Source organism: Micromonospora sp. CA-111912 (genome assembly GCF_050948415.1).
Classification (GTDB): domain Bacteria; phylum Actinomycetota; class Actinomycetes; order Mycobacteriales; family Micromonosporaceae; genus Micromonospora.
Genome location: NZ_CP192007.1, coordinates 3,092,179 through 3,105,475 on the forward strand (window position 1 = coordinate 3,092,179; position 13,297 = coordinate 3,105,475).

At 73.4% G+C, this 13,297-nt stretch carries 10 protein-coding genes; 6 read left to right on the plus strand and 4 right to left on the minus strand.

What is annotated here, in order from left to right:
• Positions 1–41: 41 nt before the first annotated feature.
• Together ACQPZO_RS12815 and ACQPZO_RS12820 are read left to right on the plus strand one after the other, a co-directional pair.
• On the plus strand, positions 42–1,919 hold the full coding sequence (locus ACQPZO_RS12815) for a hypothetical protein (RefSeq protein ID WP_433350005.1): 1,878 nt from the start codon (positions 42–44) through the stop codon (positions 1,917–1,919).
• Between the two features lie 44 nt (positions 1,920–1,963).
• A complete protein-coding gene (locus ACQPZO_RS12820; protein ID WP_433350007.1) occupies positions 1,964–2,950 on the plus strand; it encodes a peptidoglycan-binding domain-containing protein in 987 nt (328 codons plus the stop codon).
• 119 nt (positions 2,951–3,069) lie between these two features.
• On the opposite strand, the gene ACQPZO_RS12825 is transcribed toward ACQPZO_RS12820, so the two are convergent.
• Both ACQPZO_RS12825 and ACQPZO_RS12830 read right to left on the minus strand, forming a co-directional pair.
• Positions 3,070–5,241 (minus strand): HelD family protein, encoded by a 2,172-nt coding sequence (locus ACQPZO_RS12825; RefSeq protein ID WP_433350009.1) that lies wholly within the window; start codon positions 5,239–5,241, stop codon positions 3,070–3,072.
• 337 nt (positions 5,242–5,578) lie between these two features.
• Positions 5,579–5,782 (minus strand): winged helix-turn-helix transcriptional regulator, encoded by a 204-nt coding sequence (locus tag ACQPZO_RS12830; RefSeq protein WP_433350011.1) that lies wholly within the window; start codon positions 5,780–5,782, stop codon positions 5,579–5,581.
• Positions 5,783–5,896: 114 nt separating this feature from the next.
• Between ACQPZO_RS12830 and ACQPZO_RS12835 the strand changes: the two genes are divergently transcribed.
• From ACQPZO_RS12835 to ACQPZO_RS12850, 4 genes are all read left to right on the plus strand, one after another.
• Positions 5,897–7,480 (plus strand): methyltransferase domain-containing protein, encoded by a 1,584-nt coding sequence (locus ACQPZO_RS12835; protein WP_433350013.1) that lies wholly within the window; start codon positions 5,897–5,899, stop codon positions 7,478–7,480.
• A 188-nt stretch (positions 7,481–7,668) separates the two neighbouring features.
• Complete coding sequence (locus ACQPZO_RS12840; RefSeq protein ID WP_433350015.1) at positions 7,669–7,830, plus strand: hypothetical protein; 162 nt, start codon at positions 7,669–7,671, stop codon at positions 7,828–7,830.
• 127 nt (positions 7,831–7,957) lie between these two features.
• Positions 7,958–9,493, plus strand: coding sequence for a hypothetical protein (locus tag ACQPZO_RS12845; RefSeq protein ID WP_433350016.1), 1,536 nt, complete (start codon positions 7,958–7,960; stop codon positions 9,491–9,493).
• A 142-nt stretch (positions 9,494–9,635) separates the two neighbouring features.
• Positions 9,636–11,051 carry a peptidoglycan DD-metalloendopeptidase family protein gene (locus tag ACQPZO_RS12850; RefSeq protein ID WP_433350018.1) on the plus strand — a complete coding sequence of 472 codons (1,416 nt, stop codon included), beginning with the start codon at positions 9,636–9,638 and terminating at the stop codon, positions 11,049–11,051.
• Here the strand turns inward: ACQPZO_RS12850 and ACQPZO_RS12855 are convergent.
• Positions 10,938–12,053 (minus strand): hypothetical protein, encoded by a 1,116-nt coding sequence (locus ACQPZO_RS12855; protein WP_433350020.1) that lies wholly within the window; start codon positions 12,051–12,053, stop codon positions 10,938–10,940. The genes ACQPZO_RS12850 and ACQPZO_RS12855 overlap by 114 nt on opposite strands.
• Positions 12,050–13,222 carry a WxL protein peptidoglycan domain-containing protein gene (locus ACQPZO_RS12860; RefSeq protein ID WP_433350022.1) on the minus strand — a complete coding sequence of 391 codons (1,173 nt, stop codon included), beginning with the start codon at positions 13,220–13,222 and terminating at the stop codon, positions 12,050–12,052. The genes ACQPZO_RS12855 and ACQPZO_RS12860 overlap by 4 nt, the downstream gene beginning before the upstream one ends.
• Between the last annotated feature and the right edge of the window lie 75 nt (positions 13,223–13,297).

The window sequence follows — 13,297 nt, forward strand, 5'->3', positions numbered from 1 at the left end:
CCGCCCGTATCCACCGATCTCGAAACTGCGCGGAGAAATCGATGACGATCAACTGGAAGAACGACGTGCCGCTGCCGATGGCCCGGCCCCGGTACTACGACCACCAGTACCTGCGGGCCGCCGACCTGGCCCAGGCGGTGGACTACCTGCTGTCCCGCCAGCACCTCACCGCCCGGCTGCGGCATCCGGTCGGTGTGGTCAGCGGGCTGGAGCTCACCGCGACCGGGGGCGACGTCACGGTCGCCGAGGGGGCGGCGGTCGACGCCGACGGGCTGCTCATCGTGGTGCCTGCCAGCCGCCGGGTGAGCCCGCCCGGCGACGGCACGTTCCACGTCACCCTGCGTTACCTGGAGACGCTGACCGACCGGCGCGACGAGGGCGGGGTGGCCGCCGAGACCCGGTGGACCGAGGAGGGCCGGGTGGAGCTGACCAGCGCCCCGCCGGCCGACCCGGGGCGCGCGATCGTGCTCGGCCGGGTGGTCCGTAGCCAGGGTGTGGTGACCGTGCAGGCCACCGGTCGGCTGGTCGCCGGCCTGCGGGTGCCGGCCGGGGCGATCGTGCCGTCCGTCGGCAACTCGCCGCAGGCCGGCATCCAGTTCCCCGCCAACGCCGGGGGCGGGGTCGGCGACGAGGCGTTCATCCGCTACTGGGCGGCGGCCGGCGAGAACACCGTCCTGCGGATCGGCAACAACAACGACCCCGACGACGCGATCACCTTCCACCAGGCCGGCGCGGACCGGCTGCGGATCAGCCAGAGCATGCTGCACCTGGGCAGCCTCGACGGCACCGTCGTGCAGGCCGACCAGGTGGTCGGCGGCCTCGGCTTCTGGGGGCCCGGCGTCCAGCACGGGCAGCTCTCCTTCCGGGCCGGCCGCGGCTTCGAACTGGTCGACTGCAGCTCGGTCACCCCCTCGTTGGGCTACCCGCTGCACAGCCGCGCGTACGCGGACCTGGAGGTGCAGGAACTGCGGGCCGCCCGGGTGCGCGGACGCGGCGGGCTGAACCTGCTCAGCGACGGCCAGGTGGCGGTCAGGGCCGGCGCCGGGCTGTTCGTGGTCAAGGAGGCCGGTGCCAGCGGGAACCTGACCGTGCAGGGGGCGCTCGGGGTGGGCGGGAACGTCAACCTCCCCGCCGCGGGCTATCTCGCCGGGGCCGGCCGGCTGCACCTGACCGGCCCGGAGCGGCTGTACCTGCTCAACACCCAGGGCGTGTACGTCGGGCACGGCGGCAGTTCCGAGCCGGACGCGGGCTGCCTGTGGGTGGAGAAGCGGGGCCTGTTCGGCGGTGACCTGCAGGTCAACGGCCGACTCGGGGTGAAGACGAGCCCGAACTCGATTCCCGACTGGAGCGGCGGGGGCGTCAGCACCTTCGACCTGTTCGTCTCCGGGGCGATGTACGCCGGGCCGGCCGGCGGCCCGTACCCGATCTCGTTGGAGGCCGCCAGCGGCAAGATCGTCGGCCGGACCAAGCAGTTCGTCATCGACCACCCGCTCGACGACCCGGCCGATCCGGACCGGCGGCTGCTGGTGCACGCCGCGCTGGAGGGCCCCGAGAACGGCGTCTACTACCGGGGCGAGGGACGGCTCGTCGACGGGGCCGCCACCGTCGACCTGCCCGAGTACTTCGAGGCGCTGACCCGGCTGGAGGGCCGCACCGTCCAGCTCACTCCGGTCTTCGACGACGACGAGCCGGTGTCGCCGCTGGCGGCGTCCCGGGTCACCGCCGGCGAGTTCCGGGTCCGCACCGTCGACGGGTCGACGGCGTCGCACGCCTTCTACTGGCAGGTCTCGGCGATCCGCGCGGACCTCGACCCGTTGGTGGCCGAGGTTCCCGCCGCCGCGCCGCACACCGTCCGGCCCGCCCCGGCCGCCACCGATCCGACGCCCGAGCAGGCGTCGGCGACCCCCACCGCCGCGTGACAACCCCACCGGCGATCAGCAGAGAGGAGCACGAGGTGGACGCGGTGATCGATCAAGTCGACGTCGACCGGACCCCGGAGGACGACGATCCGGGCAGCCGGATCGGGGAGGCGGTCGAGTATGACCTCTTCGCCGCCGAGGAGGAGCCGTCGCCGGAGCCACCCGGGCTCGTGGCGTACCACCTGGCGCCGACGCTGCGGCTGTTGCGCGACGAGATCGACCGGCGCTGGCCGCACCGGGACCGCGCCTCGGACGGCTGGATCGGCGACGCCGCCCACCAGGCCGGCACCTCCGACCACAACCCGGACGCGGACGACCGCTCGGTCAACGCGCTCGACGTCGACCGGGACGGCATCGACCCGCCGCTGGTGATCCGCAAGTGCATCGCGCACCCGTCCACCCAGTACGTGATCTTCAACCGGACGATCTGGAGCCGGACGCGGGGCTTCACCCCCGCCCGGTACACGGGCAGCAACCCGCACGACAAGCACCTGCACGTCAGTGTCAGCCACACCCCGTCGGCGGAGCGGAGCGACCGGAGTTGGGGGATCGTCACCGCGCCCGTGCCGAAGCTCGGTGACCGGGTGCTGCGGCGCGGCAGCCGGGGCAGCGACGTGCGCGAGTTGCAGACCGTCGCCGGCCGGCTGGGCGCCAAGCTGGCCGTCGACGGGGACTTCGGGGTCGCCACCGAGGCGTGGGTGCGTACCTTCCAGCAGGCCCGGAAGTTGGCGGTGGACGGCGTCGTCGGCCCGTGGACGGTCGCCGCGCTGCGCGAGGCCACCACGCCGCCCGCGCCGACGCCGGCCGGGCGGGCGCCCGGCTCGCGCACCCTGCGCCGCGGGACGAACGGCGACGACGTGGCCTTCGTCCAGCGGTTCGTGGGGGAGCGGCGGTGCGGCCGGGCGACCGGGTCCTTCGACGCGCGGACGGAGGCCGGCGTGCGTTGGTACCAGGGGATGCGCGGAATCACGGTCGACGGGGTCGTCGGCCCGCAGACCTGGCGGCAGATGCAGGTCAAGGTCGGCTACTGATCCTCGGACGGGTACGGCGGTCACCCGGGACCGCCGTACCCGTTCCCGTGGCCCCGGCAACGGTCACTTCGCCGCGATCTCCTGGCGGAGTGTACGGATGTACATGGGTGTGGCGATTGCTACGTGAGCACCAGCTGTCCGAGTTCCTGGGTGCATCGGGTGAGCGCGACGTAGAGGCCGTTCCAGCCGCGCGGTTCAGCGGCGATGCCCTGGGGGTCGATGAGTAGCGTCGCGTCCCATTCCAGTCCCTTGGACTGGGTGGCGGTGAGCACCGGCACATCGCTCAGCACGGCTAGGAGTTCGGCGATGCGGTCGGCGGGGGCGATGACGCCGACCGTGCCGCCATGCCACCGTTGCTGCAACTGTCGCACCGCTTGGGCGGCGGCGCCGGCAAGCTCGGCGGGCGTGATCGTGAGCTCCCAGGGGGCGATGCCGGAGGAACGTACCGCCCGTGGCGGCGCGTTGTGGCTGCCGGCTTTCTTCAGAACCGGTTCGGTGAGGTCCATGACTTCACGCGGGGTCCGGTAGCAGATGGTCAGTTCCGCAGCGGCCCAGCGGTCTCCGAAAACAGCCTGCACCGCTTGTGCCCAGCTGGTGTGCCGGTGCGCTGCCTCCGCCTGGTCGATGTCGCCGACCGCGGTGATGGAGCGACTGGGACAACGCCGTAGGACCATTTGCCACTGCATCTCGGACAGCTCTTGCGCCTCGTCGATGACGACGTGGCCGTACACCCAGCCGCGCTGCCGGCGAGCGCGGTCGGCGACGAACTCGCCCTGCGGTTGCGGGGCTTCGACCGCGCCCAGCAGATCGGCGAGGGCGTCGAGCAGGGGGATGTCGCTCGATGCCCACGGGGCGGGCTCGGCCGAGACGGCGGTGATCTCCTCCGGGGACAGCTGCGGGGCGAACCGGGCCAGCAGGGTGCGGTCGGTCAGGAGATCGCACAGTAGGGTTTCGGCGTCGCAGGTGGGCCACCATGCCTCGATGAACCGGGCGATGGTGGCGTTCTCGGCGATACGAGAACGAAGACTCTCTATTTCTTCCTCGGAGAGTAATCCGTCGACGTCGCTGCCGGTGGACCTCCTGTCGAGGTGGTGGTCCTGCTTCATGCCCCTGTCGACGCGGGCGAGGATGTCCTCGAAGCCCTCCTCCATCTCGTTCATCAGCGCCTCGCGCTGCTCGGCGACGGCTTCGGCAAGGAGGTGGTGCAGCTGCTCGGCGAACGCCGCGCGGGCGCGGTGGTACGGGCGTCCCTGCACCGCCGAGGCGAGTGCCTGTGCCACTGTTGCGGCTGTGATGACGTAGAACTCGCCCTCCCAGCGCAGCTTCAGCTCACGGGGCCGGGGGAGCAGCGACGTGACGTAGTTTTCGAGCGCGGGTTGCCAGAGGGCGCGGCCCTTGATTTCGGCGAGAAGCCGGCTCTCGTCGCGGCCCACGCGGATCTCGGGCAGCAGAGTGTCGCAGGTCGCCGAGACGACGGCGGTCTCACCGAGCGCGGGCAGCACCTGGGCGATGTACTGGAGGAACCGCGGCGAGGGGCCGAGGACCAGGACCGCTTGGTCGGCCATCTTTCGGTGGGCGAACAGCAGGTAGGCGACGCGGTGCAGGGCAACCACGGTCTTGCCGGTGCCGGGACCGCCCTGAACGATCAGCGGGCCGGTCGCCTCGGCCCGGATGATGTCGTCCTGTTCGCGTTGCAGCGTGGAGATCGCCGTCGACATGCGGCCGGTGCGCCGCTGGTCCAGGGCGGCCAGTAGAGCGCCTTCACCGACGAGTTCCGCCGTTATGGTCCCGTCCAGTGGCTCGTCGTCCACGCCGACAACGGCCGATCCCGTCGTGCGTATGTGACGACGCCGTGCCTGACCTTGCGGGTCGACAGCCGTCGCGGTGTAGAACGGCCGAGCTGCGGGAGCGCGCCAGTCCAGCAGCAGCGGCTCACTGTCCTCGCCGTTGTTGCGGAGACCGACACGGCCTATGTGCCGCACGGTGCCATCAAGACCGTCGAGGCGGCCGAAGACCAGCCCATCCTGTGCTCGCCGTAGCTCCTCGTACTGCTGGCGGAGCATGCGCAGCCGCGCCCGTTCCAACGCGTCCAGGGCGTCTGACGAGAGCTCGGCCTGCAGGTGGTCGGCCAGCCTGTCGCGCCGGGCCGTGGCCACGTCGAGAAACTCCTGTTCCTCGGCGACCGCGGATCGGCGCGCGACGCCCTCTGCGGTAGAGGTTGGCGGTTCGCCGTTGGGTGTTATTTCGCTGACGCCAGCAGTGCCGTTGTTCAGAGCAGAATTCCGGCGCATTCGCAAATCCCTGTATTGGTGCTTTCCCTCGGCCCGGAGGGGCCGCAGGTATTCCGGTGGCAAGCATAGGGTTAGTTTCTCCTCGTCGACCGGGAATCCTGTCGGCGGAGATGGGTATCTCAATGCCTTGCAGTTCGGGGCGGCTTGTGGCCTCACCCAATCTTGATTCGCCTATTGAGAGTTCGGTCCTTGTCTGATCTGGATGTCGACGGTGGCACTGCTCGCGGGCGGCGCTCGACCACCGTGCGAATGTCGGCTGGGACGAGCACCACGGATGGGGCGATACGGCCGCAGGGGACACTTTCCTGCGCCACGGCCGAGCCTCTCGCGTAGTGTCTTACTGGCGACCGTCGTAGGCACGACGGTCAGCGGCGATGGTCGGCCTGCTGCGGGCAGCCCAGTCCGCCAGCGCCTTCAGCGGGTCGACGATCTCCTCGATCAGGGGCGTCGTGGCGTACTCAACGCGGGGTGGTGAATCCGGATGCACCGTACGGGTCACCAGCCCGTTGCGCTCCAGGCTCCGTAGGCTGAGGGTCAGCATCCGACGACTCACCCCTTCGATCGCCCGCTCAAGCTCGGTGAACCGGCGCGGACCGGAACCGACGGGTCGGCGGGACACGCGGAACGGTTGGCCCGGACGAGCGGAGGGGCGCACATGGCGGACGAGACGTACGACGTGGTGGTGGTCGGTGGGGGCGCAGCCGGGCTCTCCGGGGCCCTGACGCTGGCGCGGGCGCGACGGTCGGTGCTGGTGGTGGACGCCGGCCAGCCGCGCAACGCGTCGGCCGGGCACGTGCACAACTACCTGGCCCGGGAAGGCACGCCGCCGGCCGATCTGGTGGCCGCCGGGCGCGCCGAGGTGACCCGGTACGGCGGCGAGGTCGTCGCCGGGCGGGTCGAGACCGCGTCGCGGGAGGATGACGGGTTCGTCGTGACGCTGGACGGCGGGCGCGGCGTGCGGGCGCGGCGGCTGCTGGTGACGACCGGGCTCGTCGACGAACTGCCCGACGTGCCGGGGGTGGCCGAGCGGTGGGGGCGTGACGTGCTGCACTGCCCGTACTGCCACGGGTGGGAGGTCCGGGACCGGCGCCTCGGCGTCCTGGCCACCGGCCCGACGGCCGCGCACCAGGCGGACCTGTGGCGGCAGTGGAGCCCGCACGTGATGCTGCTGCTGCACGGCGCGACGCCCGGCGCCGAGGAGACCGAGCGGCTCGCGGCGCGCGGGATCACCGTCGTGGACGGCCCGGTCGCGGGGCTGGAGGTGGCCGGCGACACGCTGACCGGGGTACGGCTGGCCTCGGGCGAGGTCGTCGCGCTCGACGCGCTGGTCGTCGCCCCGAGGTTCACCGCCCGCGCGGGCGTGCTGGAGTCGCTCGGCCTGAAGCCGGCCGACGTGGAGTTCGGTGGGCAGGTGATCGGCAGCCAGGTCTCCGCCGACCCGACCGGGGCCACCGCCGTGCCCGGCGTGTGGGTGGCGGGCAACGTGGCCGACGTACGCGCCCAGGTGATCACGGCCGCCGCGGCAGGTCTGGCCGCCGGCGCGGCGATCAACGCCGACCTCGTCGCCGAGGAGACCCGTGACGCGGTGGCCGCCTACCGGCACCAGGCGGACACGATGTTCGAGGAGGCCGCCTGGGAGGAGCGTTACCGGGCCCGGGCGGCGGTGTGGAGCGGACGCCCGAACCCGCAGCTCGTCGCGGACGCCACCGGGCTGCCCCCGGGCCGGGCGCTCGACGTCGGCTGCGGCGAGGGCGCCGATGCTGTCTGGCTGGCCGAACGGGGCTGGCGGGTCACGGCGGTCGACATCTCCACCACCGCCCTGGAGCGGGCCGCCGCCCACGCCGCGGCCATTGGTCCGCAGATCGCCGACCGCATCGAGTGGACGCACGCGGACCTGCGTGACCAGCCGCCCGCCGAGGGCGCGTACGACCTGGTGTCGTCGCAGTTCATGCACCTGCCGGGCGAGGCACGGCGGGAGCTGTTCGCCCGGCTGGCCGCCGCGGTGGCCCCCGGCGGAACCCTGCTGATCGTCGGGCACCACCCGCTCGACCTGCGAACCACCGCCCGTCGGATGCACTTCCCGGAGATGATGTTCACCGGCGAGGAGGTCGCGTCCTCGCTCGACCCGGCCACGTGGCAGGTGCTGGCCGCCGAGGCCCGGCCACGCGTGGCGGCCGACCCCGAGGGACGCGAGATCTCCGTCCACGACGCCGTCCTGGTCGCGCGCCGCCGAGACTGACGGGCCCCGACGGTCGCTGTCCGAGCCGGTGAGCCGGCGTGCCGGTGGGTGCCCGCAGCCGCCTCCCGGCCCCGGCGGGTCTCCCACCGTGGGTGCGGGGAGGAGAATCGGTCTCGGCCCAGAGGGCCGTGCTCCTCCTCGCGTCGTGGAGCCGGAGAGAGGCGATCGGTATGTCGGGTGGAATGGTCGTGGCAGTGGCAGTCGGCATACCCGTGCTCTTCGCCGCGGTGCTGCTGTCGATCATCGCGGTGCTGGGCCGCCGCGCGAGGGCGGGGCTGCGGGCGGGTCGGTACACGTCACGGCGGGGCAACTCGTCGGACAACAGCTCGTCGACCATGGGCGGTGGCTGAGGCCGGGGCGCGCCGGCCCAGCGGCTGCTCGGCGAGCGGTCCATCGGCCGGGCTGCACGGACGTTCCAGCTCGTCTTGACCGGTCGAAATAGGATCGGGGCTCGTCATTCCGCGAGGAGGGCTGTCGATGGGACGGACGCTGCGGGTGGGTATCCCGATTCTCCTGCTGGCCGCCGTCGGCTGGTACGCCTCGTACGTCACCACCATCCTCGTGTGGGAGGCGCGCAAACTGCTGCCCTGGCTGGTGGCGCCGGCCCTGGTGGCCCTGCTCGCCGGGGCGCCGTTCCTGGTGCGGCTGCTCACCCACCGGCTCCGCCGACGCCGGACCACGCCCGCGGCGGCCGGCGGGATCGTGGTCCTCGGCTGGCTGGGCGCCGCCGTCGGGCTGGCACTGGGGGCGTTCTGGCTGGCCTACGGCGAGTACCTCCAGGACCGGGCGTACGTGACCACCATGCGGGTCGTGACCGATCCGGTCCCGGAGCTGACCGCACGCGCGCCGTACGTGGTCGGCAAGGCACAGGCGGCGCCCAACCTGGGTGACGTCACCGGCGAGATCACCGACGTCAGCTACCTGCCCGACTCCGACCGGTTCGCTGTCCTGGTCGAGCGGCGCGGCTGGTTGACCGGTTACGAGGTCGGCCTGGTGCAGGAGGTGCCGCTCGGCGGCAACAGCCGGGCGCAGCAGCGGTGCCAGTTCGACGTGTCGACCGCCGACGCGCGGATCGGCGGCTGGTTCACCCACAACCTGGGCCGGAAGATCTCCGCCGAGCGGCGCGGGGTCCGGTTCTCCGCCGACGACGCGTACGTCCACTGCCGGGGCGACACCCCCGTCGTGGTGGTGCCGCTGAAGCGCCAGACCGGAGTCCTGGTGGTGACCGAGCGGCCGGCCGGCGTGGCGCTGTACGACGGCCGGACCGGGAAGGTCACGATCACCGACGACACGAGGAAGGTGCCCGGACCGTCCTATCCGATCAGCCTGGCCGCCGAGCAGCGGGAGGGCACCGCCGCCGTCGGCGGCTTCGCCGACTGGTGGTTCGAGCGCAGTGGCTGGGACGCCTCCGAGGACGGCGCGAACGAGGGCAACGAGTCGGAGTTCACCCTGCGCCACCGCGACGGCAGCGGAGGCAGCGCGTACGTCACCCCGCTCACCCCGCAGGGCGAGGCCAGTTCGGTGGTGGCGGTGTCGACGGTGCCGACCCGGCACACCGGCGGCGGGCTCGCCCCGCTGACCGTGCACCGGCTCAGCCCGACCTGGTCGTCGCCCCAGGCGATCGTCGCCCTGATCAAGGCGGAGTACCGGGACGTCTGCTGCTGGAACGACGACCAGGTGTTCGAGGTGGTGCCGACCGGCGGCAGCACCTGGACCGCCACGCTCGGTAGTGCGCAGAGCATCCGGTACCGGGTGGAGGGGCGGGGCCAGGTCAACGGGCGGGAGGCGACCTGCCTGAAGAACGCCGACGGTGCCCTGGTCCGGTGCGCGTACGCCGCCCCCGGCTCGCCGGAGGAGCAGGAACTGCAACGCCGGGAGCGGCAGAAGCAGCAGGAGGAGGCGGCGAACGGCAGCCCCGACCTGAAGGACCTGGCCACGTACACCGACGAGCGGTTGGCCGAGCTGAACCGACGGATCTCCGAGGAGGTCAACCGCCGCCTCAAGGAGCGGTAGCGGGAATTGCCGACCCGGCGGCACGGGTCGGGGCATTGATATTTCCATGTGTGCGCATGTAGGAATACCTCTGCCGTGGTTGATCAGCCACGCTCGGGAGAGGAAGCACATGGGAGTCGCGAGGAGAAGTCTCATCCGTGGCGTGGCGGGCCTGACCGGCCTGTCCGCCGGGGGGCTCCTGTTGCCGGGTCGGGCCTACGCCGGCCCGGCGATCTACAACCCCTTCGGGGGGTACCCGATCACCAACGGGTGGCAGGATCACCTCAACCGGGGCTCCCGGGGCGGCATCGACTTCGGGATGCGCGTGGGCACACCACTGCCCGCCTGCGGGGCGGGCACGGTCACCAACACGCCGTTCAACGGCGGCGGCGGACACACGGTCACCATCAGCCATTCCGACGGCTACCGTAGCCAGTATCTCCACCTGTCCCAGTTCGCACTGGCCAACGGGACGTACGTTGCGGCCGGTGCGGTCGTCGGGTTGTCCGGCGGCGCCGCGGGGGCACCTGGATCGGGCAGCTCGACCGGGCCACACCTGCACTGGCACATGATCAACCCCGCCGGGGCCTATCTCAATCCGCTGGCCTACATCGCGCAGAACCCGCCGCCGGTGGGCGCCGGCGGCCCGATGTTCCACCAGATCCGCGTCGCAAGCGGGGCCTGGACCGGATTCCAGCCGCTCAACGGCTACCAGACCCCCTCGCTCGGCAGCGCCAAGGACATGGCGGTGGCCGGCCTCCCCGACGGCACGGCGCAGATGCTGATTGTCGGCCTGGACGACGGCGTCTACCACCGCGTCCGCAACGCCAACGGCACCTGGACCGAGTTCCAGCCGCTCAACGGCGTCGGCACCACCGGCACCGCGCGGGGAAAGCGGGTGGCCATCGCCGGCCTGCCCGACGGCTCGGCCCAGGTCGTGATCGTCGGCGTCGACGACACGGTCTACCACCGCATTCGCAACGCCGACGGGAACTGGACCGCATTCGGCAGGCTCAACGGTTACGGCACCCCGAGCCCGGCCGGTGCCAGGGACGTCGCCATCTCGGGGCAGCCCGACGGCACCGCGCAGGTGGTCATCGTCGGCATGGACAGCGGCATCTACCACCGGATCCGCAACGCCGGCGGGACGTGGAGCGAGTTCCAGCCGCTCGACGGCAACGGCACCAGTACGACGGCGATCGGCAGCGCCGTGGCTGTCGCCGGCCTGCCCGACGGGTCGTCGCAGGTCGTCATCGCGGGCGTCAACGGCTACCTGCACCACCGCATCCGGTCGGCCAACGGCACCTGGAGCCCGTTCCAGCCGCTGAACGGCAGCGGCACCAGCAGCCCGGCGGTGGCCAAGGACGTCACCGTCGCCGGGCTGCCGGACGGCACCTCGCAGGTGGTGATCGTCGGCGCGGACGACGCCATCTACCACCGGGTGCGGGGCGCCGGCGGTTCCTGGTCAGCGTTCAACAGCCTGCCGGGCGTCGGAACCCCGACGCCGGCCAGGGGCAGTCGGGTGTCGCTCGCCGGCCTCCCCGACAACTCCACCCAGTTGGGGCTCGTGGGCCGATGACCAGGGTCCGGTGCTGGACGCGTTCGCGCCGAGCCTAGGGCTTCGGGCCGGTCGAACGGCCGCCGTCCAGCGCCGGCTCCCCGCCGGCCGGGGCGGGGCCTCCCGTGGCCGCCCGGCCGCCACTGGCCGCCCGGCCGCCACTGGCGGCGTCCGGCCGCCACTGGCGGCGTCCGGCCGCCCCGGCGCGGGACGCCGACGCGTCCGGGCCAGCGCCAGCACGACCGGCGCGGCGGCCAGGGCCAGCAGGCCCCAGGGATAGCGGGCCGCCTCGACGGTGAAGGCGAGCGGCCGGTCGGGCGGTTCGACCCGGCCGTGCAGCTCGTGCCGGCCGACGGTGGCGACGTCCATCGGGACCCGGATCCGGTACTGCCGGGTCTGCCCGGCGGAGATCGTGCCGAGCGCCGGGGCGTCGACCACCCCGTGCACCCGCCCGGGGCGGCCGAACAGCAACGTGAACGGGGGGTCGACGACGTCGACGGGGCCGGCGTTGCGCAGGGTGAGGTCCACGGTCAGGTTCCCGGGGAGGCCGAACCAGCCGGCGAGCCCGGAGCGGTCGGCGGCGCGCAGGTCGACGACGACCAACTCCGGCGTGCCGGCCGGGGCCGGGGCGGGAGGCGCGGTCACGCCGGTCAGCGGCAGGGTGACGGTGGCGCGGGCGGAGCCGGTGGGTGTGCGGGCCCTCAGCACGCAGGGGCAGGCGACCGGCGGGCCGGCGAGCACCACCGGCAGGGTTGCCGCCCCCGAGGGCGGTACGTGCCCGTCGCTGGCGTGGCTGGCCGCGCAGTCGAGCGCGCCGCGCCGGCCGGCGTTGCCGCAGACCTCGATCTGCACGGTGCCGGCCGGCCAACCGCGCAGGGCCACCAGGACCTGCTGACCGGCCCGGAGCGTACCGGCCGGAACGGCGATCCCCGGTACCGCCGACGGCGTGCCGGCCGGCGCGGGCGCGGGCACCGCGGCGGCCAGCGCCAGCAACGCGACGCCGATCGGCATGAGCGGGGTCACGGCGTTCCGGTCGCGGGGCCGGTGGCGGGCCGGGCCGCCGGTGGCGGACCGGCGGCCGGTTGACCCGGGTCCGCCCCCGTGGCCACGGCCGGTCCGTCGGCGGAGGAGGCCGCGGAGGCGGCCCGCGCGGCGGCGACGCGGCGGCGCCAGCGGGCGGCGAGCCAGCCGGCCAGCACGGCCAGCCCGGCGAGCAGCAGCCACGGCGGCGCCCAGGTGGTCGCGGTGCGCAGCACCGGCGGCAGCGCGGTGTCCACGGTGGTCGGTGCGAGGTCCACCTCGGCGGTCAGCCGCAGCGCCGGCGGCACGCCGGTGACCCGCTCGGTGACGGTGAAGACCGCGCCGGGCAGCAGTTCGGGCAGGTCGACCGGGGCGGTGCGGGCCAGGCGCCAGCCGAGCGGACCGTCGAGGGTCACCGTGCCTGTTCCGCCGAGGCGTACGTTGCCGGTGTTGCGCAGCCGGTAGCTGACGACGGCGTCGCCCCCGCCGGCCGGGTTGACCGGGTTGTCGTAGCTGACGCGTACCGACTCGATCGTGGCGGCGGGGCGCACCTCGCCGGCGACCCGGAGGTAGACCCGCGCGGCCAGCCGTTGGTCCACCAGGACCTGCTGCCCGTCGGCGGTGGTGCGGGCCTGCGCGATGGCGGCGATCACCCCGCCCGCGTGGTCGCCGGGGGTGGCGTTGGCGGGCACGTTCAGCCGGAACGGTAGGTCGGCCCGCTTGCCGGGCTGCACCGTCCAGCTCCGCCGCTCGAAGCTGATCCAGGAGCCGACGTCGGTGGCTGCCCGGTCCGCCGGCAGCAGGGCGAACGCGCCGTCGGCGGTGGTGTACGCGTCGGTGCCGTACACCTGGAAGGTCAGCGGCCGGTTGCTGAGATTGCTGACGCCGACGTGGTCGGTGAGGGTGCTGCCGGGGGCCAGGTCGTAGACGAAGTAGTTGCGTCCGGTCGGGCCCTTCGGCCCGGACGGCTGCACCGCCCACCGGGTGGCGGCGGGGCCGGGAGCCGGCGACGCCTGCCCGGCGCGACTCGGCGCGGGCGGGGTGCCGACCGGCGACGGCGTGGACGCGACGGCCCGCGTGGGGGCGGCGGCGGCCGGCGGCGCGAGGGCCGCCGTGAGCAGCGCGGCGGCGAGTGCGGCGCCGGTCCGGGACAGGAGGGTGACGAGGGACATGCCGGGCTCCGGAGGGGTGGACGCGGTGGGCCGGACGGCCGGTGGGGCGGGACGGGGAACGTCCCGCCCCACCGG

What these genes read in the sequence shown, in the direction of transcription:
- ACQPZO_RS12815 (WP_433350005.1), top strand. Translation starts at nt 42, where the DNA reads ATGACGATCAACTGGAAGAACGACGTGCCGCTGCCGATGGCCCGGCCC.
- ACQPZO_RS12825 (WP_433350009.1), bottom strand. Translation starts at nt 5,241, where the DNA reads ATGCGCCGGAATTCTGCTCTGAACAACGGCACTGCTGGCGTCAGCGAA.
- ACQPZO_RS12830 (WP_433350011.1), bottom strand. Translation starts at nt 5,782, where the DNA reads ATGCTGACCCTCAGCCTACGGAGCCTGGAGCGCAACGGGCTGGTGACC.
- ACQPZO_RS12835 (WP_433350013.1), top strand. Translation starts at nt 5,897, where the DNA reads ATGGCGGACGAGACGTACGACGTGGTGGTGGTCGGTGGGGGCGCAGCC.
- ACQPZO_RS12845 (WP_433350016.1), top strand. Translation starts at nt 7,958, where the DNA reads ATGGGACGGACGCTGCGGGTGGGTATCCCGATTCTCCTGCTGGCCGCC.
- ACQPZO_RS12860 (WP_433350022.1), bottom strand. Translation starts at nt 13,222, where the DNA reads ATGTCCCTCGTCACCCTCCTGTCCCGGACCGGCGCCGCACTCGCCGCC.